We start from the raw sequence: 24,808 nt of genomic DNA on the forward strand, positions 1-24,808 counted from the left end.
ATTGTTTTTCTATCAAGAAGTAAAGTCAAGCCAATGAGGAATCCAACTGCATCTAAATTTTCTACATTTTCACGAACGTTTGCATGAAACGCACAATTATTACCTGCCTGTCACTTTTGCAACACATAAGTCCCAGGCGCAGAAGGCAATGAAGGCTCGAGTTTAGGTGGAGCCACACGTTTTGATGAAGATTGGTTCACCAGCCATTTATGCCAAGGGAACCACCATGAGCCCTTTTTTACTTCAGCCATCTCAAGCCAAGTATCCGGATCGACATAGGGATCTTCCTGCACTCGTGTATGAATATGATAGCGTCGGCCTTTACGCCCGGGCTCGCTTACAATACCTGCGTTATGGCCCCCATCGGTCAAAACGAAAGTCATGACGCTATTTAACATTAAATGCAATTTATACACTGATTTCCAAGGAGCAACGTGATCTTTTTCTGTACTAACTACAAAAGCAGGGATGCGGATATTTTCAGGTGCAATTGTCTTTCCTTCAACCTTATAGCGGCCTTCCGCAAGATCATTATTCAAAAAAAGCTTTTCGAGGTATTCGCTATGCATTTTACTAGGCATACGGGTTGCATCTGCGTTCCAAGCAAGTAAGTCGATCATTCCCCGCTGTTGTCCACTCATGTAATCTCGAATCATCTTAGACCAGATAAGGTCATAAGATCGAAGCATTTGGAATGAACCTGCCATTTGCTTAGTATCCAGATAGCCTTGTTCCCACATCATGTTTTTAAGAAAAGCAATTTCCCCTTGGGTTATAAAAAGCTTCAGCTCCCCTGCATCAGTAAAATCACCTTGTGCGGCGAGTAACGATAGGCTGTTTAAGCGATTATCTTTCTCCCTGGCCATCGCCGCTGCGGTAATTATTGCTAAAGTGCCTCCAAGGCAATACCCCATTAAATTTATTTTCCGTTTAGGTAAAAGAGAAGACACTTTATCGATAGCTGCCATGGCTCCAAGTCGATAATAGTCATCCATGCTTAAATTGCGATCTTTGGACGTTGGATTAATCCAGGAGACGATAAACACCGTATGACCATGCTCAACAAGCCATTTGACCATGGAATTGTGAGGAGATAGATCAAGAATATAATATTTCATAATCCAGGCAGGCAACATCAGGACTGGCTCTTTATAAACCGTTTTTGTCCGGGGTTCATATTGAATCAACTCAATGAGTCGATTTTTAAAAACTACCTTACCGGGAGTAATAGCAACTTGCTTACCAGGGATAAAATTTTCTACACCCAAAGGGGGAACACCCGTTAACCTTACGAGTGTATCTTCAACAGCAAGTTTAGTTCCATGAATCAAATTAAATCCATGTGATTTTATTGTCTCATTGAATAAATCAGGATTAGTGAACACAAAATTTGAGGGTGACAGGGCATCCAAAATTTGTCTTGTACAGAAAGCAACTGTCCGTGAAGCAGGTTCAGGTAATCCAGGTAACTTTGATGTAGCCCTGTTCCACCAATCTTCCACTTGTAGGAAACTCTCGGCCCAATAACGCCAAGGTAAATATTGCCAACTCTCGGTATGAAAACGCACATCCCTACCATCACTAGCGCGCTCCTCACAACAAATTTTGTTAGTGCAATCTTGTGAGTGTATGAGAGGATAAAGAGCCAATTCTAAAAGCCGCCCCGGGCTCAGTGCTAATTGTGAGAGCCAGGAACAATAAGCACTTACTAAAGGAGCAGGACTTATTCCAGCTGTCACCTTAGCGAGATTAGCCTGAAAAAAACGGTCAAGAAAATTAAACAAATCATCTAGCTTTGGTTTGCCAGTGAGCAGATTAGCAAGCTCCCTTTCAACTGAAAACGTGGGTACTACTGATTCTGATTCACTTTGCCCAACGAGCCTGTCATTCCCAGTTACCATAGTAATAACCTCATTCAATTTGAATTATCGTCATCTGAGGCCGGTTGCTGTACCACATTGACTTTAATATATAATGTTGAATTTTGTGTGAATTGATTCCCCGCCCGAATAATTTGTGTTGAAGAATCTACAGGCTCACTTCCTTGTGGACTCGCTAAAGGCACCCATTTATTTAAGGGCACCATAACCGTGGTAACGACTTGTTGGCTGTCAAACTGTTGATTGACTACAGGGCTATCTTGTTCGCGGATACGACGAATTCTTAGCTTCACTTGCTGCCCTTGCAGGGTAGGTTCGACCAAAAAACCATTTTGCGTTAATCGCCTGTCATAAGATACTCCTGTTCCCCAAAAGCCAATACCCGCTGAACTTAAAACAGGTTGATCTTCGCCTGTGCTTACAAAAGCGGATTCACCATTCATTACCGTCACAGTTTGATGCTGTAGCTGGTCAGAATGAGAAGGGGTCGTAATAGTAATGTCATTATCACCATTTTGACTTAGCCAATCTGGATCACCCTGATAGATACTAATTTGGAAAGTGACAGGGGGTTGATCAAGTTTATGCAGTATTGCTCGCAATTGAGTCATAGTGTCTGGAGTTACTTTTACGACTAAAGTTTGTCCTGAACCACTGATTTGTTCGCCATCGCCTAATAGAGGTTGGATGAGTTGAATGATGTGATCCGCATTTTGATAATTCAGTTGGATGACTTTGGTAATCATTGTCGGCTGGGCAAATGCAGTAATCACAATAAACATTAAGGCGAAACTCCATTTCTTCATAATAAGCATGCTCCTTCACTAATCAAATACATAGGTTTTTACAAAAAATATCAGAAGCCGCAGACGGCTTTGCCAAGAACATTGAGGTTGTCTCGTATTTTTGCACGAAAAACTAGGCTGCCGTGTTTGCATCGTGCACTACTGCTCATTAACTCATTTCAAGTGTAGCAGAAATTGTTTTGTTCTGATTAAAGTTTGGTTATAATCGCCAAATCTTCTTATCGATGTGTATTTATAATGGGTAGCATATTTAATATGTTCGGGCCATCGCCTATTCGGCCCATTGAACAACACATGCGTAAAGCACATCAGTGTGCCAAACAGCTCTATCCCTTTTTTGAGGCCGTGCTTAGACAGGATTGGCTAACTGCTGAAACCATAAAGAAGAAGATATCTGCTCTCGAGAAAGAAGCTGATTTAATTAAGCGCGATCTTCGATTGCATCTACCCACAGGGCTTTTTCTTCCAGTCTCTCGTACTGATTTGCTTGAGCTGTTAAGCGCTCAAGATCGCATCGCCAATAAAGCACAAGATATCGCCGGCCTTATTGTGAGTAGGCAAATGATTATTCCGGATAGCCTTGCTTCCGCATTTATCCCTTTTTTACATCGTTGTTTAGATGCATCTAAACAAGCATGTAAAGCCATCAATGAGCTAGACGAGTTGCTTGAAAGTGGTTTTCGCGGCAATGAAGTGAAAATTGTTGAAGAGATGATCATGACTCTTGATGAAATCGAACACGACAGTGACGAGAAACTAGCTGACATTAGGCATCGTATTTTTGAGCTGGAAAAGGATTTGCCTGCAATTGAAATCGTTTTTCTCTACAAGCTAGTTCAATGGATTGGTGACTTGGCTGATCATGCCCAAACCGTGGGTGGTCGGCTACAAATTCTCATTGCTAGGTAGTAAATTCCTATGGATTATTCTTTCATATTGCTTTTTATCGCTATTGCTTTCTGCTTCTTCATGACTTGGGGGGTTGGTGCAAATGATCTCGCTAATGTGATGAGCACAACAATGGGTTCAAAAGCGATAACTGTTAAACAAGCGATGATTATCGCTATCGTTTTTGAGTTTGCTGGTGCTTTCCTTGGTGGAGGCGGTGTCACTGAAACCATGCGGGATGGCATTATTAATAGCAGTGAGTTATCCGATCAGCCCTTGATCCTAATTGAAGGTATGCTCGGTGTCCTAGTAGCTTGTACTGTATGGATGAATCTCGCAAGTTACTTGGGCGTACCGGTTTCCATTACCAATGCTTTGGTCGGCTCGATGGTCGGTTTTGGCTCGGTTGTGTTAGGCCCTAATACCATTCACTGGCAACAAGTTTCGCACATTGCTATTGGCTGGATAACCTCCCCTCTCATAGCTGGAATTACAGCTTACGCACTTTTTGTTAGCATTCAACAAGTCATATTTATAAAAAGTGATCCTCTTGAGAAAGCCAAGCTATATGTGCCCATCTACCTCTTCTTAGTCGGTACTATCCTCTCTTTTATTACCGTATTTAAAGGGCTGAATCATTTTCATATTCACTTGAACCTGAAGCAGGATTTGGCGGTAACCTTAGCAACAAGTATTTCAATAACCATCATTGGCATGACTTTTATCAGACGTATCCCCGAAATGCCGAGGATTAGGCGGCGGGAGCGTTTCATTCAAGTTGAAAAATATTTTGCCGTTTTAATGGCGTTAACTGCTTGTGCTATGGTGTTTGCCCATGGCTCAAACGATGTAGCCTTGGCAGTAGGCCCACTCTCGATTATCCATAGCCTAGTCATTAATGCTAACAAACCAATTGGCGCGGCTAATTATCCAGCATGGATTATTTTATTGGGCTGTGTAGGCGTAATTGCCGGCTTTTTAATCTACGGCAGAAGGGTTATTGAAACAGTTGGCAGCTCGATTACTGCTTTAACCCCGAGCCGTGCTTTTGCTGCTACCTTGGCTGCAGCCACAACAGTAGTAGTCGCTACAAGTACAGGGATTCCAGTCTCAGCAACTCAAACTCTTGTTGGAGCAGTCTTAGGTGTGGGTTTAGCCCGCGGTATTGGTGCATTAAACCTACGCGTCATCCGTAATATTTTCATGTCTTGGATATTAACTCTGCCAGTAGCTTCTTTATTAACAATCCTGGCTTTTAAAGTGCTTCATTATCTTATTGCGCGCTCATTTACGTAAGCGTATGCAGAGGTGGGCGAGCATACTGTATTGTGATCTAACTCGATGTCTCTCAAGCGCTATTACAAGTTACCTATTTATTGAACAGGACAATGCGGTTTCTACCTTCCTTCTTCGCTTGATAAAGTGCTTTATCGGCTTCTTGGATGAGAGATGCTGCCTCCTCCCTATTTTTAAGATAGGTAATTCCAGCGCTAAATGTGGCGTTGAAAGTCAAAATTTTCTCTCTAAACAGATAATGGTTAAAGTGCATACGCAATTCATTACAAATCAATTTACCATCTTTAGGATACGTACCCGGGAGTATAATAAGAAACTCTTCCCCCCCATAACGACCTACTAAATCTTGATTGCGGAAGTATAGCAAAAATAGATTCGATAATTGCTTTAACACCTTATCACCAACAGGATGGCCATAGCCATCATTGATTTTTTTAAAGTGATCAATATCAATCATGATTAAAGTTAACGGGCCATCTTTTTGTTTAGCACGGGCAATTTCTATTTCCAATTGCCCAAGAATACTCGAATGGTTAAGCAATCCAGTCAAGCTATCGGTTATCATGTAGTAATTTAGAGCACTAGCTCGTTTGGCCCGGGAGCGAACCGCCGAAATCAAATGGCTAGGAGAAACGGGTTTAGACAGAAAATCATCGCCTCCCAAACTCATTGCAAATAAAATCTTGTTACGATCGACCTCGGTTGAAAGGTAAATAATGGGCAATTTGGTGTAGTTTTTTTCTTTACGTAATATCGCTGCCAATTCTAGCCCATTGCAACCTGGCATATAGATATCCATAAGCAGCAAGTCTGGTTGAAAAGATTTTAATACATCAAGCAACTCCATGGGGTTTGTTAAAATTCCAGTAATCATGCCTGCCCTAGTTAAAATTAGCGAATAATATTCGGCAAGCGTTTCCGAATCATCCAGGATTAAAATACGAAACGACTCCATTCCTGTACTGCATTTACTTTGAAAGACTTGAGCAAAATAACTCAGATCCAAAGGCAGCTGAAAGAAGGCATCGCATTTTGCACGCACTGCAAGCAAACGAGGATGCAGCTCATCATTTGGCACGAGACAAAATAACTGGATCGGTTGCTCGCTGTAATCCCGGTTACATAGAATGTTTGTGCCTTCCTCATCCAAGTAGTTGGTATTAATGATAATAGCGGTTGGCGGCTCCTCCTTTATTTTCTCGGCTAAAGTTGTAATTGAGTCCAAAATAGCAGGCTGGTAACCCATGCTAGTTAAATTCTCATACAGTTCCCTACTTAATGCCGTATCGCACTCCAAAAGGTAAATTAACTTATTATTTATTCGAGAAATAGGTAGTTCAGCCATCTCTGGATACCTATCTTGGGTTTCAGAATACGCTGATTTTAACTGGACAAGATAAGAGGAGAGTACATTTTTTTCCGTTTCACTAGCCTCTTTATCTTTAGGCAAATTTTTCAAAAAAATTTCTGCTTCCCGAGCAATCCTACTCAATTCCATATAGCCATAAGTCCCAGTAGAACCGCATAGGCTATGAATATCGCGATGAAGCGTAGTGACTTTTTCAGAGTTCCATTTCTCGAGGATTTCCTGCCATTGTGTCTGAATGTGATTAAGCTTCGCAGGTAAATTTCGTTTATAACGAATAATTAAATCATTTAATTTTTGCTGTACTTTGTCATCCATGATATTTATCCCACATCCGTCTAATATCATCAGCAAGGGTAATCGGATCAAAAGGCTTATTAATTACATCAATTGCACCAAGGTCCCTGTACTCTTTAATTTCTTGAGGTTGAATTTTGGCTGTCATAAAGATCGCTGGAATTTCAGCCATATGTGGCATTTGCTTAATTTGTCGCAGTGCCGATGGTCCGTCCATTCTCGGCATCATGACATCAAGTAGCAGAAGATCGGGCTGGAAATCTTTGATTGCCTCTAATACCTCATAACCATTCAAACAGTATCTAACCGTATATGAACCTATATCTTCTAAAGCAATTTGTGCAACTGTGCGAATATCCTCCTCATCTTCGGCATAAATAATTTTTTGCAATTCCCTAATATTCATAATTCCATCCTTGAAAAATAGGATCTATTAACAATAAGTCTAGCAGTTGCAATTTAACTCAATTCTCGTTGGCAAAATCAATCGTCACCAACAATTAAATTAAGTTCATAATCGTATTTAACAATTTTTCATTAGTTGAGTCAGATTTGACTAAAGCTTGGCTCACGTATTGAGCATATTCATTGTTTAATTGCATGTCTGAGAAAACTAAAACGGGAATTTTATAACTTGCTAACAGAGGCAATAACTCTACTCCGTTACCATCTGGCAAGAGTAAATCAAGTATAATCAAGTCATACCTTTTTTTAGCTAACACTTTTTTAGCCTCATGCAGGGTATTTGCTGTATCGACTTGCGCATGCTTTTCCAACAACAACCCTACGACGTGCCGGGTATCAGCATTATCTTCCACATGTAAAATAGTGGGTAAATGCTGGGTATCCTGTACTTTGATACGATTAATCGCTTGCATTAATCGCTTTAGGTCCACTGGCTTATCTACCCAATCGATCACCGAAACTGCGTCTCCGTTAAGTAAAGTTTTTCCAGTTTGTGAAATAATGGATAAAACAATAATAGGTAAGTCATGTGTTTTTTGCACAGAACGAAGTTCCCTTATGAGGGAAATACCATCTTGATCAGGGAGGATCAAATCCAATAATAGTGCTTGATAAAACCCGTTTTCCAATTTTTCTTTGGCACCTGCTGCTGTGAGTGCTATATCCACAGTAAAACCCGCTGACTCTAAAAGTGCTTGCAGGTAATCAGCTTGATCCTGATCATCCTCGCAAATTAACAAGCGCTTTGTTGATTTATTGAAAGGTGGAAGGAGAACTTCGAATTCTTGGGCCAGATCAATGAGTGGCAATTCAAAATAAAAGGTACTGCCTTGATTAGGTTTGCTAATAAAATTAAGCGTCCCCCCCATTTCCTCAATGATGCTCTTGCTAATATTAAGTCCTAAACCGGTGCCCCCTTTTCGCCGAGTATCAGAAGAATCTGCCTGGGAAAACTTTTGAAAGACGCGTGACTGGAATTCTTCAGAAATTCCAACCCCGTTATCAATAACTGATACTCGTACTTTCTCATCCAGCCTTTTAACTTCAATCATTACCGTTGAATTTGGCGGCGAAAATTTACAGGCGTTTGACAACAGATTAGCCAATACTTGCATTAACCTGCCTGTGTCAACATTGACCATCAATTTCTTTTTAGGGTATTTTATCTGCAAAGAAACAGAATATTTTTCTGCGTACATTTTATTCGCATCAACTGCTTCCTCTATTATTTGTTTGAGATTAATGCTCTTAAATTGAAACTCCATTTTTCCTGCTTCGATTTTTTCAATGTCCAAAATATCATTAATCAGTAACAACAAGCGTTCGCAATTGTTATTCGCAATTTCTAATAATTTTTTTGCTTTCTCAGAGAAAGAACCCAAAAATCCGCTCGTGAGCAACCCTAAAGAACCACGAATCGAAGTAAGTGGTGTCCGCAATTCATGACTTACTATGGAGACAAATTCTCTTTTAAGCTTTTCAGCCCGTTTCAACTCCGTCACATCGTGTACAACAACGACTGCACCGAGAGATTTACCCTCTTTATTGATAATTGGTTGACCATCGATGATTACATCTATCGTTTCTTCGTTTTTAAATTTTACAACTAAAGGTAACCGCTGTATTACTTCGCCATCGAAGACTCGTTTGAGGGGAAAACTTTCTTTGGGGATAGGCTCATTTTTTTCGGTGAACAATTGATAATATTTATGCATTTCTGTAACGGTTAGCGACATTTTGTTGATACTAAAATTTTTTTGCATTGCGTTATTTAAAACCGTAATTTCCCCTTTTTCATTGCAAGCAATAATGCCATCTTCGAGGTTATCCAACATCGCGTTAAGAAATTCTTTTTCGTTTTGGACAGCATTAATCATTTTTTTATAGTAACTCGATACGGTTAGAGCCAAACTAATGATGAGCGCTGTAATTCCAGCAATAAAAAATGCTAAGTAATTTGGCTTAATGACTTGATCTTCGGCCAACATCAAATGATTCGGGTAGTTTGTAAAAACAGAAGCAGACATTCCGGTGTAATGCATTCCGCATATCGCTAATCCCATGATAAGAGCGCTGCCCATTTTAAAATAAGTTTGCCTCTGGGCTCTGCCACGACTGCTTTCCAAAGCCAACCACAGAGCTACTTCGGCTGCAGCAATCCCAATAAAAATAGAGAGAAAAAACATTCCAGGCAAATAATGGATATTCACATGGGATTTCATGCCTTCCATACCCATGTAATGCATCGTTGAAATAGCTAGGCCAATGAATAAGCCTCCCAAACCTAAATGGAATATGGAGCACTCTTTTTTTTGTAGAATAAATAAGGCGAAACCAGAGGCAACCATGGCCATCAATAACGATGCGGCAGTCCACCCTAATTCATATTCCATCGGCATAGGGAGTACAAAAGCCAACATACCAATAAAATGCATAGACCATATGCCAGCACCCATGGTAAATGCACCACCAATAAGCCAATAAGTTGCTGCTTGGTTAGTTTTCTCTTCTCGCAACCGAGACACGAGAGTCAGCGCTACATAAGAAGCGAGAACTGCAACAATGTAGGAGAGGACAACTAAGCTTGGGTCATAATACCCATCTAGCCGATTTGCCGGCAGAGGTCCAAATTGAAACCAATCCCTTAAAAAATCCATTAGTATACGTCCTGTATAATAATTGTTCCTGTGTATGCTTACTTGCTTTCTTGGACATGTAGATCAGCATCTACAGCTGGTAAAGGCAATTTCGGTGCCCGATTAAAAAGCGTCCCAAATCTCGCCTTTAGCATCTTTTTGTTTAGCATGATCACGAAGATACGCAATACGCTGATGCTTTTTAATTTCTTGTTGCTGGGATGCTGATTTTTCATGTTGAGCATCAAACTCAAAGAGATATTTATCGTAAGGGCTCACATAAGCCTTATCAATATCATTATTACTCATGACTTATCCTGGATAGCATATACTAAATAGCAAGATGAACATTTTATCGGTTTTTAAACTAAGATGCCATCTCTACTTATATTTGGATTATAGCCCTAGGAAAGACGCCATGACAATTAAGAAAGCTGAGCTACACGTCCATTTGGAAGGAACAATCAAACCTGACTTAGCTAAAAAGCTGGCCAAGCGGAACCAAATTTCATTTCCAGAAGCTTTAATTGCTCCTGATGGCCAGAGTTATTCCTATCCCGATTTTATGGGCTTTCTTAAAGCATTCGACGAAGTTGCATCTGTGATAAAGCAACCTCGCGATTATTACGACATTACTTTTGATTATCTCAAAGAGAATGCGTTGGAAGGCACCATTTATGTAGAGATGATGTACTCCCCCGATCATGCCGAACGTGCGAGCGGGATTCCTTCCACTGAACATTTACAAGCAATACAACAAGCGATTGAGGATGCCGAAGCAAAATTTAATATTATAGGTAGGATTATTATTATCGCTGTTCGCCATTTCGGTGTAGAAGCAGTGACTAAAGCGGCTGAACAAGCCATCAGAGAAACAATGCCTTATATTGTCGGTTTCGGTCTAGGGGGGGATGAGATCAATTATCCACCCAAATTGTTTCATAAAGCGTTTAGTATTGCTGCAGAAGGCGGCCTTTTCTGTACAGTACACGCAGGTGAATTCGCTTCAGCAAGTGGTATGCTCGAAGCCATGGAGTATCTACCTATCAAGCGCATCGGGCATGGTGTTCAAGCGATGCACTCCGTAGAAACGCTCGCACAATTAAAAGAACGGGGCATTGCACTCGAGATTTGTCCATCCAGTAACATTGCTTTGGGGCTGTTTAAAGATATGTTGGAGCACCCTTTAACTCAACTCATGGCCGCAGGCATCCCAGTGAGCTTGGGTTCAGATGACCCGCCCTTTTTCCGCACTAATTTAGCCCAAGAATATAAAAGGGTACAGCAAGCTTATCACTATTCGGACAGCAAAATGATTGACTTTACCACAATGGCAATTAAATCATCTTTTGCTGATGAAGCAACAAAGCTAAGATTAATGCGCTTGTTGAACTAGGGTCTGTTGAGCCAAAAATTCGTAACAATCTTGTTACAATCTTTTTTCCTCTTGTTATATTCCTATTACATTCATTACCTAGACTAGCTTGTGTAAATTGCAATCTGGGAGATGTAACAATGAAAACTAAAAAATGGCTTCTGTGTAGCACTTTAGGTCTATCTGCTCTATTCTCAAGCTCGTCCTTTGCGTATCATCACACTTATCCAGTCGGCCAGGGAGTAAGCGTTAACCATTATCATCCAAGCCCCTGGAGGCACCCTCAATTTCATCGCTGGATCCCACCGCGAAACTATGTTGTCATACACTCCAGACCTGCCCACTTCTGGTTTAAGCATCGAATATATTGGTAATTTTATGACTACATTAGCCTGACGCTTGGAGCCCCTATTTTGGAAATCGTCCAAGAGTAATTTTTCATTATGCAACCGTACAGATTTAGCCGATCGGCTAAATCTGTATGGTTTTGGTGTACAGAGCGAGCTATTGACATTTTTGTTGTCAAGCTAGAGAGTTGCTTAACTTACTCAAAAAACTTGACAAAAATTTTTATGAGGCCAAATTTTAACAACGTTAAAACCAAGCTCTTTCTTCATTTGATAGTTTACGCAACTTCTTCCATATACTGCCGAAGTTTCTTCATGGCATTTTTTTCTAATTGGCGTACCCGTTCAGCAGAAACCCCATATTTATCCGCTAAATCATGTAGAGTTGCTTTTTCATCGGATAACCAACGCTGCTGCAAAATATCCTGGCTGCGCTCATCGAGACGCTCCAGCGCCGAGAATAACTGTTCACGCCCATACTCATCGCTTGTCTCCTGCTCGATTAAATGGGCGGGATCATTATTTGCATCATGTAAATAATGGGCAGGGGCTTTGAAATTTTCGTCCTCATCATCCGAAACAGGAGAGTCAAAAGAAGTATCCATGGCATTTAGTCGTTGCTCCATGATTAATACATCTTCAGGACTTACACCTAGATCCCGGGCGACTGCGTTGACTTCCTCAGTGTTAAACCAACCCAAGCGGTTCTTCATTTGGCGAAGATTAAAAAATAATTTGCGTTGTGATTTAGTGGTAGCGATTTTGACAATTCGCCAATTCCGTAGAACAAATTCATGGATTTCAGCTTTTATCCAATGAACGGCAAAAGAGACTAAACGAACGCCCATTTTCGGATCAAAGCGTTTTACTGCCTTCATTAAACCAATATTGCCTTCCTGGATTAAATCATTAAGAGGTAACCCATAACCTAAGTAACCTCGCGCTACGCGGACAACATAGCGTAAATGAGCCAGAACTAAGCGACGAGCGGCTTCCAAATCACCTTGATTCTGAAAACGCTCCGCGAATTCATGTTCTTCTTCAGCAGAAAGCATCGGAATCTGATTAACCCGATGAATATAAGCATCTAAACTACCAATGGGTAAATTCAATGATGCCAGTTGTAACTGCTGATTCATGCTATTACCTCCGAATAAGTAAAATCATAGCACACTAATAACTGATCAATTTATTATAGATCAATTGTAGGGTTCAATAGAAGCAAGTTGCCTTTTTACTGATAACCTAGCCCCTAACCAACCTAATAAGGTGGATATAAGAACCAGTAAGTAAGCCTGTTTTACTGATAAACTCGTTATAGGGTAATGCATTTGATAGGCGGATGCCAATTGTTTTACTGCGACAGCAAGACTAAGCATAAAAATATTAACAAAAAGCACTGCAAGTATTGCACCTGCTAAGCTATACCATATTCCCGAATATAAAAAAGGACGGGCAATGTAGGGATCGGTTGCGCCAATTAATTTTAATACTTGGATCTCTTCATGACGATTATGAATGGCTAAACGCAGCGTATTTCCCACAATGAGCACTACCGCAGAAGCAAGCAGGGCAATGAGAGCATGTGCTGTTTTACTGATGAAACTCAAGATCGCATGCAATCGATTAATCCATTGCATATCAAGCTTAGCTTGTTCTACCTGAGGAAAAACTTTCAATCGAAGAAACAATTGTTCCATCTGTGCCGGTGAATTAATTGCCAGGGATGGCACAACTTCGATGACAGCCGGTAATGGATTTTCCGGCAAATAGCGCATGATATCATGCATCCCCTCTTGCTGCTGCAGTTCAGCAAGTCCATCTGCGGCAGATTTTAAGCTGGCATGGCCAACCCCTTCTGTGGCTTGGACACGTTCTAATAATGCGGTCTCTTCTTCTGCCGAAATAGGCGATTTAAGATAAAGCGAAATATGGCCACCACGTTGCCAGCTGCCAGTTAATTGAGCAAGATTATCTGTAAAAACCCAAAATAGCGTGGGTAAGGTCAAAGCGATAGCAATCACTACAACCGTAAGGGTTGTGGCAAGGGGTTGGCGGCAGAGTAGGTTAAGGCTACTGCTTGCTGCTTGCAAATGATAAGAAAGTAATGCACGCATACTTTTTAACATACACGCCCCCCCTTTAACATCACAATACGGTGTTTCATTCGTGCGATTAAAGCAAGATCATGAGTCGCAATAAGAATACTCACACCGACCTGATTAAATTGCTCGAATAGTTTCATAATTTCTGTTGAGAGGCTGGGATCCAAATTACCTGTAGGCTCATCAGCCAGTAGTAAGGAAGGTTTATGCACTACCGCTCGGGCAATACCTATTCGTTGTTGTTCCCCTGCGGATAGATGAATAGGCAGCATCTTTTCTTTTGCTAGCAAACCGACCATATCAAGGGCTGCATGAACCCGCTTGGTGATCATCACTGGCGTCCTTGAATTTGCAAGGGTAAAGCAACATTATCAAATACTGTCCTATCACTTAACAAGTTAGGTGATTGGAAGGTAATTCCCAGACTGCTTCTGTAAGCAGCGATGTCGCGTTTTTTTAATTGGTTTAAACGGACATTATTTACTGTAAGTTGACCGGATGAGGGAAGTTCAAGCATAGCAATTAATTTAAGGAAGGTTGTTTTTCCAGCACCCGAATGGCCAGTTAAAAAAACCATTTCCCCTTTTTGCAAGCAAAAATCAATCTGGCTTAGTGCTTCGAAGCCCCCTGGATAGCGCTTACTGACTTGGTCAAATTTAATCATCATTAAAAATTGCTCTGACAAATTGCTGGGCATCAAAGGGACGCAAATCGTCAATTCCTTCACCAACACCTAAGTAACGAAATGGTATCCCTAATTCATTCGCGATAGCAAATAAAATCCCACCTTTCGCAGTTCCATCAAGCTTTGTCATCGTAATGCCTGTTACCCCAATGGATTGATGAAATTGACGTGCCTGGTTAAGTGCATTTTGCCCAATACTTGCGTCTAAAATCAGCATGGTTTCATGAGGGGCATTGGCATCTAATTTTTGTAACACCCGCTTCACTTTTTTCAATTCTTCCATCAAATTTCCCTGAGTGTGTAAGCGCCCAGCGGTATCCGCGATTAAAATATCAATATTTCTAGCTTTTGCCGCTTGCAGCGCATCGTAAATCACGGATGCACTATCCGCTCCTGTGTGTTGTGCTATGACAGGTATCTGATTGCGCTCACCCCACACTTGCAGCTGCTCAACTGCTGCTGCACGAAAAGTATCTCCTGCAGCGAGCATTACTTTCTTACCTTGCTGCTGGAATTGTTTGGCCATTTTGCCAATAGAGGTTGTTTTACCCGCTCCATTAACGCCCACGGTTAAAATAACAAACGGTGATTTATCAGGATTCTCTAACTGTAATGGTTTTTCGCTAGTTAACAAGATAGCTTCCAGGCGCCTTTTTAACTCTTGGAAGACGGCATTCCCGTCAGTCAATTGCTTTCTTGCTAAACCCTCGCCCAGTTGCTTTAAGATAGACTGTGATGTTTCAACACCTAGGTCAGCACCAAGCAACACGAGTTCAAGCTCTTCCAAGAGAGAGGCATCGATCTCTTTTTTTCCAAGTAATAATCGGCCAATCCCCTCACCAAATTGTTGGCGGGTTTTAGTCAATCCGCGCTTGATACGTGCAAAGAATCCTTGCTTTGGCGATTCATCACTAGGGGCAGGCGAATGAGCTAATTTATCCTCATAATGCTGCTCTTCAGTAAGTACGGGTGAAACCTCAACAAGAGGTTCTTCAGGCTTAGTTTCACCTTGATTTCTTTTAAACCATTTAATCATAAGGTATACAAAACGAAGGAAATATGGAATTCTATCACTTTTTTTGCTTTGGAGTTAATCTGTGCGCATCCTATTATTAATTCTTCTAGCAGCCTTGTCTTGTGAATCATTCAGCCAAGTAAAAGAATTTACTCTGGATAATGGCTTAAAAGTGCTGGTAAAGGAAGATCACCGTGCGCCTATTGCTGTATCCATGGTATGGTATAACGTAGGATCTGCTGATGAGCCTGGTGGCATAACCGGAATATCTCATGCCTTAGAACACATTATGTTTAAGGGAACTGAGAAATACCCGCTCGGCATTTTTTCGAGAACAATCGCTGCTGTAGGGGGCCAAGAAAATGCCTTTACTAACTATGATTATACTGCTTACTTTGAAAAAATTGCAGCTAATCAGTTACCGATTAGTTTCGAATTAGAAGCTGACCGCATGCAAAACCTGCTGCTAGATGAAGCGGAATTTGCGAAAGAAATTAAAGTCATTCGGGAAGAACGGCGCTTACGCACCGATGACAACCCACAAGCACTGGCTTTTGAGCGTTATTTAGCTGCTGCTCATTTGACAGCACCTTATCATCATCCCATCATTGGTTGGATGAGCGATTTACACCAAATGACAATTCAAGATGTGAAATCCTGGTATCGGCGGTTTTATGCGCCTAACAATGCAACATTGGTTGTGGTTGGCGACGTCAATCCCGATGAAGTATACCAATTAGCCAAACAGCATTTTGGTCAAATCAGTAAACAAACGCATTACGAACGCAAACCCCAAGTTGAGCCGCCGCCTTTAGGTCCTAAAGCAGTAGAAATTTATGCACCAGCACAACTCCCTTTAATAATGTTTGGCTATCCCGTTCCTAGCACAAAAACAGCGAAAACAGCTTGGGAACCTTATGCTTTAGAAGTCATAGCAAGTATCCTAAGTGCCGGAGAAAGTGCGCGGTTTGCTAAAAATCTCATCCGTGGGACGCATGTAGCAAGCGATGCGAATACCTATTATAATCTGTATACTCGTTACCCTACGCAATTTATCTTTTTAGGCACACCCTCGCAATCCCATACCCCAGAGCAAGTGAAAGCTGCCATGCTCAAGGAAATTAAACAATTACAAACTGAGCTCATCAAACCGGCTGAATTGCAACGGATTAAAACACAAATCATTGCACAAAAGACTTTTGAAAAGGATTCTATTTTTGGCCAAGCTATGGAAATAGGCTTATTGGAGACCATAGGTCTCGGCTGGAAAGCGTCTGACAACTACACCAGTTTTATTCACAGCATTACTCCTGAGCAAATACAACAAGTTGCCCAACGCTATTTCAATGATAATGCAATAACAGAAGCCCGATTAATTCCTTTATCACCCGAGGAACAAGAATGAAGTTACAGTTCAAATTAAACTTATTAAAACAATTTATAGGGGCAAGTCTCGCTTTTGCCCTAACACAACCGCTGCATGCCAATACATTTAAAACACAACAATGGCAAACCACAAACGGCGCACAGGTCGTTTTTTACCAAGCCAACGAAGTCCCTATGCTTGATATCAGTGTTGCTTTTGCAGCAGGCTCTGCCTACGATGGAAATCAATTTGGCCTTAGCACCTTAACTACTAATTTGATTAATCAAGGCAATGCAGGAATGGATGCAACACAAGTTGCGGAGCATTTGGCCGATACAGGCGCTCAGTTTGTCAGTGAAAACAGTCGGGATATGGTTGTTTTGAACCTTAAAACACTGACCAAACCCAATGATATGAAAAAAGCATTGGAAATTTTTACAACAATTATCGCTAAACCTGATTTCCCAAAAGATGCTTTTGAACGAGAAAAAAGCCAACAACTATTGGCAATTGCGCAAACGCAAGAATCACCCGAAGAAGTTGCTAATAAAATTCTCTTTGAAAAGCTCTACTTAAATCATCCTTACGCTCATCCTGTTAATGGGACTAAAGATACTGTCCTCGCCATGAGCACCACTGATGTGCGAAATTTCCATAAAAAATATTTTGTCGGATCAAATGCCGTGGTCGTCATTGTTGGGGCAATAGATAGCGCAACAGCACATCGATTCGCTGAGCAAATCATGACAGGGTTGCCCAAGGGGCAACCTGCGCCCTCAATTCCTAAAGCGCCCCCTCTTAAGGTAGGAGAGAACATAGCAGTCGATTTTCCTTCTTCACAAACGATACTTCGGTTAGGCGAAATTGGCATCGACCATCATGATCCTGATTATTTCCCACTTACTGTAGGCAACTATATCTTAGGCGGAGGCGCTCTGGTTTCAATACTTGCTCATGAAGTAAGGGAGAAACGTGGGTTAACCTACGGCGTTACAAGTCAATTTCTACCTATGCCCGGGAATGGTCCCTTTATAATCAGCTTATCCACCGAAAACAAAGAAGCCGCTAACGCATTAAAGGTTACCCAAGAGACACTAGCTGCTTACCTTAAAAATGGACCAACTGAAAAAGAGTTAGCTGATGCCAAACAGTACTTGATGGGTAGCTTTCCCTTATCTTTATCGAGCAATGCCAGCATTGCTAATATGCTGCTGCGTATCGCCTTCTACCATTTACCCAGTGATTATCTCGATACTTACGTTGAGCGTATTAATACTGTCACGACGACGCAAATCAGGGAAGCTTTACAAAGAAAGATTCATCCAGACAAAATGCTGGTTATCGCAGTAGGTAGAATGTGAAGCAGACTGTTCGTATCATTGGTGGGCAATACCGAGGGAAAAAATTGCATTTTCCCGACATTGAGGGTTTAAGACCAACTCCCGACCGTATCAAAGAGACTTTATTTAATTGGCTTATGCACGATATTCGTGATGCCCGTTGCCTTGATGCTTTTGCTGGCAGTGGCGCTCTTGGTTTTGAAGCTTTTTCACGAGGAGCCAAGCGGGTCGTGCTCGTTGAATCATCACCCAAAGCCTACAATAACCTTAAACAAATTGCCTCATCATTTAATACAAATTGCCTACAGGTAGTTCAAGCCAAGGCGGAAGACTATTTTCAAAAAACAACAGAATGTTTCGATCTCGTTTTCCTCGATCCCCCTTTTGCATTAAAGTACTTACCCCAATGTCTTGATACCTTAGCTCATTCAAATTTACTGGTTAATGGGGGGCTGGTTTATATTGAATCTGCAGAAAAACCTCATCTCGAGCCCTTTGTTTGGCAAGAGAGAAAAGCAAAACAAGCCGGCAATGTTTATTATGGGCTTTACGAAAAAATCATAAAGTGAAAACAACGGATTATGCTTGTCCCTTTCCAATCTATCCATTCAAGGGCTGTATAGTATCTTAGACACAAACTTGAATGCAAAATGAGACTCAAAATGCACAGTAGAGCTGTCTATATGATCTTTTTTTTTTTGCCTTATTCGCTCAGAAGCTGCACCGCATACGCTGCGCTGGCGAATCAGCGAAGGTTACCTTATTCTGCTTGACAAGGAACGAGGCTCCTGTTTCAATCAGTGCAATACTTATCGATTTCAAAGTTCATAAGATGATCAACAAGTTTTTCATCCTTATTATTACTGTAATTATGCTCAATGGATGCGGCGGCATAAAAATATTTAAGAAACCGCCGTTAAATGCGCCAAGTGATGATGCAACAATTAAACTTGCAGAAGCGGCAGTATCCGTGAGCGATTCAATGCTGGAAATGGCAAAAGTGGAAAAAGTAATTACGCCTCCTAAACGGGATAATGTTCTCACTATTCCCAATGCTTACAACCTTCAAGCGCGAGCATCAGTCGACTGGTCTGGTCCTATTGAGGAGTTAACGGCAAGAATTGCCAAAGCAGCACATTTTCGTTTTCGTGTATTAGGCAAGGAGCCCGCAGTTCCTGTTTTAATTGATCTTAATATTAAGGATGAAAGCTTAGCCGAAATCTTGCGTGATATTGACTATCAAGCCGGAAAGAAAGCCAACATCCATGTTTATCCAAATAGTCAAGTTGTTGAATTACGCTATGCCAAAATTTATTCGTAACCTAGTTATCATTTGCTTGGTCTTATTAGTTGCCTGTAGCCGCACCAATACCGATCAGCTCCCAGGCAACACCGCTTCGCTCGCGGGGTTGAAAGCTATGGGAACTGTTCAGCATAAGAAGAAAAAGTCCCGTAAAAAGAAAAGAAATAGCAAAATTAGAGAAACAGCCCTCAAGGAATCGGCACTGAGCTTGGGTGCTCAATCTGGGTTAGCTTGGCGCGCACGAATGATTGACGATCAATTAACCCGGTTGGCACGTAAGCTTGACGCAATTTATGATTTTAATGCCCTTATGCTTGAACACAATATTTTGCCGCCGGTGTTACTTGAAGGACGCAATGCGTTTAACTTGGCAGACACGCAAACAATTCGTATTTCTAATCGTACTTATAAAATTGCTAAACAGGCACGTTTTGTAACTACTCCTCCTAACTGGCGACAATATTTATGGATGGACTACCAACAACCTGAATACCCTAATGCTGCTTTACTTCCAAAAACGAGAAGGGAAAAACAAGTTTGGGATTATTATGTTGAAAAAGGCTGGAAAAACGGTATTGAGCAAGCAGCCACTATCCTCGAAGAAAGTATCGCCCGTATCAAAGAAGATTACACAGGAATGATTTTGTATAGAAAATTATTAGCGATGAATATGGTTTCACCGCCCTACGTTTCCCACACTGATTTGGGAGTTACAGGCGATACGAATGAATTGCATATTGATGACAGAGTGTTACGTATCACTGCACTTCCTCTTCTTAATGTTAACGCTAAGGAATGGATTGCTCCTGTTGCTAAAGATGAAAATGCACTGGAAAAATTCAAAAATATGGAAAAATTAGCACAAAACACTAAAATTATAATTACTAGCAAAGCATGGCAGCCAGTCATAGCGCCTGTGAATACAACTGATCGTGACAAGTATTAATTTGATAAACCATGACTAACGTTAATTTAATGCCAGACGAGCCGACGCGTTTTTCTCCAGTTTTCATGGATAAAATGCTACAGCACGCAGAGAATCTCAATGCCTCTGATATTACTATTCAGACAGGCGAGCCTATCTATGCCGAGGTATATGGAAGATTGTTGCGAATCACGAATCGCCGTCTTTCAAACACGGAGCTTGGCGATCTAATTAATGCCATTTATGGACCTAACGCCACGACTCAATTGCTTTCGGGTAAAGACATTGATACGCACTATGAATTCCGTCCGAATCGCGGCGTACGTTATCGCTATCGAGTCAATGCCACTGCCTGCTTAGTCGAAGGCCACGATGCTATTCAGATTACATTAAGAACTATTCCTACGACGCCTCCTCGATTAGAGACAATGAATTTACCGCAAAATATTCTGGAAGCTATCGCGCCTCAGGAGGGAATTGTCTTTATCACTGGCGCAACAGGTTCCGGTAAGTCTACGCTTTTAGCTTCCATCATTCGTGAACTCATTGAGAACGAAGATTCACATCGTAAAGTTTTGACTTATGAGGCACCTATCGAGTTCGTTTACGATGAAATTGAAACCATTTCAGCGGTGGTGAGCCAATCAGAAATTCCCCGTCATTTGCCCGACTTTGCCGATGGGGTACGTAATGCCCTTCGACGAAAACCCCGTTTAATCATGGTAGGGGAATGCCGGGATGCTGAAACAATCAGCGCAGCGCTTGAAGCTGCATTAACCGGTCATCCAGTCTACACCACACTGCACACTTCCGGAGTGGCTGAGACAATGCGCCGTTTAGTAACTTCGTTTGCAGGTGAAGAGCGACTTGGACGAACAATTGATATCTTAGAGACCATACGACTTTGCATATGGCAGAAGTTAGTACCTACCGTTGATGGCAAACGCGTTGCCTTACGCGAATACTTGGTATTTGATGAAGAAGTACGTGATACCCTGCTGGAAGGCGATCCCAACGATGTGACCTCCATGACAAGAAAACTCGTGCGCCAACGTGGACAACTCATGACCGTTGATGCAAAAAATAAATTCGAACAAGGAATTATCTCAGAACGGATTTATAAACTGATTATCGCCGGTACCAAGGAGTACCAACGATAGTGAAAAATTGGACGCCCCCTTTGCGTTGGCATACCTACTGATAAAGCCACTCAAATAAGAAATTACCTTCCCTTGCTTAAACACAGTAATTCGTTTAGCATTTTTTCCTTCCTAAATTCTAATAAACCCTATGCTCCCTTTCATTTTTCGCATAATAGCTCTTATCCTACTAATCCATACGAGCTTTGCATCCACACGCTTTTTAACCATTTCTGATATTCATTACGGTCATCAAAATACCTCAGGCGAAGGCCATGACACTGGCGAAAATTTATTGCAACTGGCAATGAACAAATTTAGTCAACTTGCCGAAGATGTCGATTTTATAATCAATTTGGGCGATATGCCCAAACATGGTTACTATCTCCGTGCAAAAAAAGAAATTTATGAAAAAGTGGTCTTCCAGACGTTATATGAAGCTAATCGAAGCGCAAAACCAATGTTCTATGTAACGGGCAATAATGATTCTTTACTTGGTAATTATCAACCTTTCTCAGATAACGGCCATTCTCCACTCAGCCTCGCAACAGAATGGAGTGGCGCTTGTGCCTTTTGTGAAAATCTGCTCATCAACAAAGAGCATATGTATGATAGCGGATACTACTCCAGTTATGTTATCCCAAATAACCGTGAAATAATGCTCATAGCTCTAAATTCGGTACAATTTACCGATTTATCATCACGTTTGCTTAAGTATCCAAATCAGGAGAAAGACGCTTTTGCCCAATTGGCTTGGTTTGAAAACCAATTGTCACAACACCGGGCAAAACAACTTCTCATCGCAATGCACATACCGCCAGGAAAAGACTATCAAGGCAACCCTTATTGGGAAGAAGCCTATCTAAATCGATTTGTCGAGCTACTTGTGCGTTACCAAGCAAATTATCAACAGATCACATTGCTGACCTCGCATTCCCATATGGAGGAAATCAGAAGGATTAACCTGGATCAAACTCAAACGATTTATGCTTTTTCAACACCTTCGATTAGCCGTATCCATTATAATAACCCAGCCATGAAAATCTTTAAGCTGGACGAGAATGGGCTACTTAGTAATTTTACCACTTACTTTACCTCATCCGTTGAACAATGGCAGAATGAAAGGTATACCGCCATCCATCATGAGGGCATTTTCCCTGAATGTGCAGGACAACATTTAGCAATGTGTTTAAATTTTCTAAATCAAGATATCATTTGTACAAATATTGAGAGAGAGAATTATTACAGTGTAAAAACGGATCGTGTAGACAATTCTGCTTGTAGAAAAATATATCAAGTGAACTAACACGCAACCATTTATATATAAACGGGTATTTCGAAGGATAGCATGGAATGAAAACATTCGGGGTGGTTGTTTATGAGAATGCACAAGCGATGGATATCCTGGGTCCCTGGGAAGTATTTGCTTGTTGGAGAAATACTTTAAAAGCCCCAATCGAAATGTACTTAATTTCTGAGCAAGAAAGTTATGTCCAATGCATGAATGATATTACTCTAAAAACCCATTATCATTTCAAAAACTCCCCCCCAATTGATTATCTTCTTATCCCTGGAGGAACTGGTAGACTTAAAGAAATTGAAAATAAAGAAATTATCTCTTTTATACAAAAACAAGCTGAAAATGCCGAGTATATTCTCTCAGTTTGTACCGGGATGTTTCTCCTCCACAAAGCAGGCCTCCTTAATCATCAATCCATTACCACCTATTGGCGTGCCCTCCCCGAAGCTATTCTGCTTTCAGATGTACACATTGTGGAAGAACGGATTGTTAAAAATGACAAAATTTGGTTGGCAGGAGGTATATCAAGTGGAATTGATTTAGCGCTTGAATTTATTAGCGAAATCGCTGGCAACGAAACCGCAGGGAAAGTTCAGTTACTTTTTGAATATTTCCCCAAACAACATACCTATTATACCCCCGAATTACTTCACTCCTTACCTTTATATTACGGCAACGAAGCAAACCAAACTCATCTACCAAAGTATGTTGATAGGTATTTAGAGAATGAGAAAAAGTAACTAGGCAACGTCAAGGGTATTCTCCACCCACACAGGACAAGAGTAAAAACTAGTAGTTTCCCTTCTACAACATTCAGTGGTTGTCGCCGAATCCATGATTCCTTCACGAACGCTAGATCCTCCGAACGCCTCGAGGGACGCATTACTTAATTTTTTGTTAATTTTTTGACTATATAATCGCAAAAAATATCTTCTTTGTGCGAAATATATGCGATTTTCTCTTTATAAATTAATAACCCTTTCTTCAAAACTGGAAATAAATTTTGGTAATGGACCTTGTATAGGTTTTGATGCTCTTTTAGCAATGGCTTTCATGAGTAACAAACAAGATATTTTTTATAAAATCCTTAATACAATAGGGAAATATAAAAGCATGGGTTATCTTGCTCGAGATATCGATTCTGCCATATTAAAGATCGCCCTTAGGAAAGGGAATAAGAAAGATCTTTTACTTTATTCAATAAAAGAGTTCCTGACTTCAATTGCTAAAGTTTGTGAACTTCAATATTCTGGATTTAAACCGGCATTTGACTATTCTCGATATATTGAGCACAAGCTTCTTTTCAGCGATCACGCTCAACAGATTGGCGGATTGCACAGTTTCGAAAAAGTAGTAATTTTAGATGAAGAAGAAATCACTGAGTTATTTGAGGCACTGGAGCCGTTAATTAGTGCGATTCAACCACTTTGCCTTTGTATTGAATCACACGACCACGATATCTTTATCAGTTACGATATCGAAACCAGGCTTTGGCAAGTCACCGATATCAATGATTTAGACGGCGAAACGGATGATTATTATCTCAGTTACGGTAACGCCTCTATCGCAGGAGCTGTACTCGACTGTTTTGCAGACCAAGATACTTGTCTAATGAAAATTAAGTTCATCACTCCAGCTAGTATTGAATCAAAAAATATTAAACAATTAAAAGATTGTCTCGGAAAATTTGCTCGCATTGATGAACAAAGGGTTAAGATGACCAATTGTGATGGCGTCGGCCTACTTTACCTCGAGGCACAACGAGGCAATCTTTCTAAAGTGAATCAGTTATTAGCTTTAGGGGCCGATCCAAATCAATCTTCTTGTTCCAAAAGGTTTGGGGCTGCTTTTATCGCTTGCGAAAATGGTCATTTGGAGGTTCTCAAAGCACTGCTAGAAAAAGGAGCTAACCTCAATGCCACAACCAAAGACGGTAATACGCTTTTACTGACTGCATGCATGAGCCATCAATGGCATGTCGCAGAATATCTCTTAGCTCACACTGATATCGATGTTAATCTCTGCAACAATGAGGGGATCACCGCTTTACACCTCGCTGTTTGTAATCAGCAAAAACGACTTTGCGCACAGCTGATTGAAAAGAAAGCAAATATTCATGCAGTAGCCCCTGAGATTGGCACGCCCCTTGAAATAGCCGGGTTCCTAAAAAATCAAGCCATTGAATCCTGTTTTGTGCCTACACCCACATCAACTATAGTGACAGTCCTTAGGTAACTGCTGGACTGTTGAGATTGTGAGTTAAGCAGCTAACCT

The 24,808-nt window shown here is 41.0% G+C and carries 21 protein-coding genes and 1 pseudogene; 12 read left to right on the forward strand and 10 right to left on the reverse strand.

Features of this window, described 5'->3' with window-relative positions; all coding sequences use genetic code 11:
- Window positions 1–110: 110 nt before the first annotated feature.
- Together LMI_RS12845 and LMI_RS12850 are read right to left on the reverse strand one after the other, a co-directional pair.
- A complete protein-coding gene (locus LMI_RS12845) occupies window positions 111–1,901 on the reverse strand; it encodes a PHA/PHB synthase family protein (RefSeq protein WP_045100144.1) in 1,791 nt (596 codons plus the stop codon).
- A 14-nt stretch (window positions 1,902–1,915) separates the two neighbouring features.
- Window positions 1,916–2,686, reverse strand: a complete 771-nt coding sequence (locus LMI_RS12850; RefSeq protein WP_102010563.1) for a secretin N-terminal domain-containing protein — start codon at window positions 2,684–2,686, stop codon at window positions 1,916–1,918.
- A 237-nt stretch (window positions 2,687–2,923) separates the two neighbouring features.
- Here LMI_RS12850 and LMI_RS12855 point away from each other — a divergent pair, with 237 nt between their 5' ends.
- Together LMI_RS12855 and LMI_RS12860 are read left to right on the forward strand one after the other, a co-directional pair.
- On the forward strand, window positions 2,924–3,595 hold the full coding sequence (locus LMI_RS12855) for a TIGR00153 family protein (protein ID WP_045100145.1): 672 nt from the start codon (window positions 2,924–2,926) through the stop codon (window positions 3,593–3,595).
- A gap of 9 nt (window positions 3,596–3,604) precedes the next feature.
- The gene (locus tag LMI_RS12860; protein WP_045100146.1) at window positions 3,605–4,870 is read left to right on the forward strand and encodes an inorganic phosphate transporter; all 1,266 of its coding nucleotides are present in this window, start codon (window positions 3,605–3,607) and stop codon (window positions 4,868–4,870) included.
- Window positions 4,871–4,943: 73 nt separating this feature from the next.
- On the opposite strand, the gene LMI_RS12865 is transcribed toward LMI_RS12860, so the two are convergent.
- From LMI_RS12865 to LMI_RS12880, 4 genes are all read right to left on the reverse strand, one after another.
- Window positions 4,944–6,554 carry a diguanylate cyclase gene (locus LMI_RS12865; protein ID WP_045100147.1) on the reverse strand — a complete coding sequence of 537 codons (1,611 nt, stop codon included), beginning with the start codon at window positions 6,552–6,554 and terminating at the stop codon, window positions 4,944–4,946.
- A complete protein-coding gene (locus LMI_RS12870) occupies window positions 6,547–6,939 on the reverse strand; it encodes a response regulator (protein WP_045100148.1) in 393 nt (130 codons plus the stop codon). Before LMI_RS12870 ends, LMI_RS12865 begins: the two co-directional genes overlap by 8 nt.
- 94 nt (window positions 6,940–7,033) lie before the next feature.
- The gene (locus LMI_RS12875; RefSeq protein WP_045100149.1) at window positions 7,034–9,655 is read right to left on the reverse strand and encodes an MHYT domain-containing protein; all 2,622 of its coding nucleotides are present in this window, start codon (window positions 9,653–9,655) and stop codon (window positions 7,034–7,036) included.
- Window positions 9,656–9,757: 102 nt separating this feature from the next.
- Window positions 9,758–9,943, reverse strand: coding sequence for a CBU_0585 family protein (locus LMI_RS12880; RefSeq protein WP_045100150.1), 186 nt, complete (start codon window positions 9,941–9,943; stop codon window positions 9,758–9,760).
- Between the two features lie 109 nt (window positions 9,944–10,052).
- Between LMI_RS12880 and LMI_RS12885 the strand changes: the two genes are divergently transcribed.
- On the forward strand, window positions 10,053–11,030 hold the full coding sequence (locus tag LMI_RS12885; protein ID WP_045100151.1) for an adenosine deaminase: 978 nt from the start codon (window positions 10,053–10,055) through the stop codon (window positions 11,028–11,030).
- Window positions 11,031–11,634: 604 nt separating this feature from the next.
- On the opposite strand, the gene rpoH is transcribed toward LMI_RS12885, so the two are convergent.
- The 4 genes and pseudogenes from rpoH to ftsY all read right to left on the reverse strand — a co-directional run bounded on the left by rpoH (window position 11,635) and on the right by ftsY (window position 15,182).
- Complete coding sequence (gene rpoH / locus LMI_RS12895) at window positions 11,635–12,495, reverse strand: RNA polymerase sigma factor RpoH (protein WP_045100153.1); 861 nt, start codon at window positions 12,493–12,495, stop codon at window positions 11,635–11,637.
- A gap of 60 nt (window positions 12,496–12,555) precedes the next feature.
- On the reverse strand, window positions 12,556–13,485 hold the full coding sequence (gene ftsX, locus LMI_RS12900; RefSeq protein ID WP_045100154.1) for a permease-like cell division protein FtsX: 930 nt from the start codon (window positions 13,483–13,485) through the stop codon (window positions 12,556–12,558).
- Window positions 13,479–14,125: pseudogene (gene ftsE / locus LMI_RS12905) on the reverse strand (cell division ATP-binding protein FtsE). Before ftsE ends, ftsX begins: the two are co-directional and overlap by 7 nt.
- The gene (gene ftsY, locus LMI_RS12910; RefSeq protein ID WP_045100155.1) at window positions 14,118–15,182 is read right to left on the reverse strand and encodes a signal recognition particle-docking protein FtsY; all 1,065 of its coding nucleotides are present in this window, start codon (window positions 15,180–15,182) and stop codon (window positions 14,118–14,120) included. Before ftsY ends, ftsE begins: the two are co-directional and overlap by 8 nt.
- 61 nt (window positions 15,183–15,243) lie before the next feature.
- Here ftsY and LMI_RS12915 point away from each other — a divergent pair, with 61 nt between their 5' ends.
- From LMI_RS12915 to LMI_RS12955, 9 genes are all read left to right on the forward strand, one after another.
- Complete coding sequence (locus LMI_RS12915) at window positions 15,244–16,566, forward strand: M16 family metallopeptidase (protein ID WP_045100156.1); 1,323 nt, start codon at window positions 15,244–15,246, stop codon at window positions 16,564–16,566.
- Window positions 16,563–17,888, forward strand: coding sequence for a M16 family metallopeptidase (locus LMI_RS12920; protein WP_082050751.1), 1,326 nt, complete (start codon window positions 16,563–16,565; stop codon window positions 17,886–17,888). The genes LMI_RS12915 and LMI_RS12920 overlap by 4 nt, the downstream gene beginning before the upstream one ends.
- Window positions 17,885–18,436: a 16S rRNA (guanine(966)-N(2))-methyltransferase RsmD gene (gene rsmD, locus LMI_RS12925; RefSeq protein ID WP_045100157.1), complete on the forward strand. Its 552-nt coding sequence runs from the start codon at window positions 17,885–17,887 to the stop codon at window positions 18,434–18,436. The genes LMI_RS12920 and rsmD overlap by 4 nt, the downstream gene beginning before the upstream one ends.
- A gap of 263 nt (window positions 18,437–18,699) precedes the next feature.
- Window positions 18,700–19,188 (forward strand): type IVB secretion system lipoprotein DotD, encoded by a 489-nt coding sequence (gene dotD / locus LMI_RS12930; RefSeq protein WP_045100158.1) that lies wholly within the window; start codon window positions 18,700–18,702, stop codon window positions 19,186–19,188.
- A complete protein-coding gene (locus LMI_RS12935; RefSeq protein ID WP_045100159.1) occupies window positions 19,169–20,116 on the forward strand; it encodes a type IV secretion system DotC family protein in 948 nt (315 codons plus the stop codon). The genes dotD and LMI_RS12935 overlap by 20 nt, the downstream gene beginning before the upstream one ends.
- A 29-nt stretch (window positions 20,117–20,145) precedes the next feature.
- Complete coding sequence (dotB, locus tag LMI_RS12940) at window positions 20,146–21,255, forward strand: Dot/Icm type IV secretion system ATPase DotB (RefSeq protein WP_045100779.1); 1,110 nt, start codon at window positions 20,146–20,148, stop codon at window positions 21,253–21,255.
- Between the two features lie 130 nt (window positions 21,256–21,385).
- The gene (locus LMI_RS12945) at window positions 21,386–22,540 is read left to right on the forward strand and encodes a metallophosphoesterase (RefSeq protein WP_045100160.1); all 1,155 of its coding nucleotides are present in this window, start codon (window positions 21,386–21,388) and stop codon (window positions 22,538–22,540) included.
- Window positions 22,541–22,587: 47 nt separating this feature from the next.
- Complete coding sequence (locus tag LMI_RS12950; RefSeq protein WP_045100161.1) at window positions 22,588–23,274, forward strand: DJ-1/PfpI family protein; 687 nt, start codon at window positions 22,588–22,590, stop codon at window positions 23,272–23,274.
- 208 nt (window positions 23,275–23,482) lie between these two features.
- Window positions 23,483–24,769: an ankyrin repeat domain-containing protein gene (locus LMI_RS12955; RefSeq protein WP_045100162.1), complete on the forward strand. Its 1,287-nt coding sequence runs from the start codon at window positions 23,483–23,485 to the stop codon at window positions 24,767–24,769.
- Window positions 24,770–24,808 lie beyond the last annotated feature (39 nt).

Origin of the sequence: Legionella micdadei, from assembly GCF_000953635.1 — a bacterium.
GTDB lineage: Bacteria > Pseudomonadota > Gammaproteobacteria > Legionellales > Legionellaceae > Tatlockia > Tatlockia micdadei.

What these genes read in the sequence shown, in the direction of transcription:
- ftsX (WP_045100154.1), bottom strand. Translation starts at nt 13,485, where the DNA reads ATGTTAAAAAGTATGCGTGCATTACTTTCTTATCATTTGCAAGCAGCA.
- LMI_RS12860 (WP_045100146.1), top strand. Translation starts at nt 3,605, where the DNA reads ATGGATTATTCTTTCATATTGCTTTTTATCGCTATTGCTTTCTGCTTC.
- LMI_RS12850 (WP_102010563.1), bottom strand. Translation starts at nt 2,686, where the DNA reads ATGAAGAAATGGAGTTTCGCCTTAATGTTTATTGTGATTACTGCATTT.
- LMI_RS12945 (WP_045100160.1), top strand. Translation starts at nt 21,386, where the DNA reads ATGCTCCCTTTCATTTTTCGCATAATAGCTCTTATCCTACTAATCCAT.
- rpoH (WP_045100153.1), bottom strand. Translation starts at nt 12,495, where the DNA reads ATGAATCAGCAGTTACAACTGGCATCATTGAATTTACCCATTGGTAGT.
- LMI_RS12855 (WP_045100145.1), top strand. Translation starts at nt 2,924, where the DNA reads ATGGGTAGCATATTTAATATGTTCGGGCCATCGCCTATTCGGCCCATT.
- LMI_RS12955 (WP_045100162.1), top strand. Translation starts at nt 23,483, where the DNA reads ATGCGATTTTCTCTTTATAAATTAATAACCCTTTCTTCAAAACTGGAA.
- LMI_RS12880 (WP_045100150.1), bottom strand. Translation starts at nt 9,943, where the DNA reads ATGAGTAATAATGATATTGATAAGGCTTATGTGAGCCCTTACGATAAA.
- dotB (WP_045100779.1), top strand. Translation starts at nt 20,146, where the DNA reads ATGCCAGACGAGCCGACGCGTTTTTCTCCAGTTTTCATGGATAAAATG.
- LMI_RS12935 (WP_045100159.1), top strand. Translation starts at nt 19,169, where the DNA reads ATGCCAAAATTTATTCGTAACCTAGTTATCATTTGCTTGGTCTTATTA.
- LMI_RS12870 (WP_045100148.1), bottom strand. Translation starts at nt 6,939, where the DNA reads ATGAATATTAGGGAATTGCAAAAAATTATTTATGCCGAAGATGAGGAG.
- ftsY (WP_045100155.1), bottom strand. Translation starts at nt 15,182, where the DNA reads ATGATTAAATGGTTTAAAAGAAATCAAGGTGAAACTAAGCCTGAAGAA.
- dotD (WP_045100158.1), top strand. Translation starts at nt 18,700, where the DNA reads ATGATCAACAAGTTTTTCATCCTTATTATTACTGTAATTATGCTCAAT.
- LMI_RS12920 (WP_082050751.1), top strand. Translation starts at nt 16,563, where the DNA reads ATGAAGTTACAGTTCAAATTAAACTTATTAAAACAATTTATAGGGGCA.
- LMI_RS12950 (WP_045100161.1), top strand. Translation starts at nt 22,588, where the DNA reads ATGAAAACATTCGGGGTGGTTGTTTATGAGAATGCACAAGCGATGGAT.
- LMI_RS12865 (WP_045100147.1), bottom strand. Translation starts at nt 6,554, where the DNA reads ATGGATGACAAAGTACAGCAAAAATTAAATGATTTAATTATTCGTTAT.
- LMI_RS12885 (WP_045100151.1), top strand. Translation starts at nt 10,053, where the DNA reads ATGACAATTAAGAAAGCTGAGCTACACGTCCATTTGGAAGGAACAATC.
- LMI_RS12875 (WP_045100149.1), bottom strand. Translation starts at nt 9,655, where the DNA reads ATGGATTTTTTAAGGGATTGGTTTCAATTTGGACCTCTGCCGGCAAAT.
- LMI_RS12845 (WP_045100144.1), bottom strand. Translation starts at nt 1,901, where the DNA reads ATGGTAACTGGGAATGACAGGCTCGTTGGGCAAAGTGAATCAGAATCA.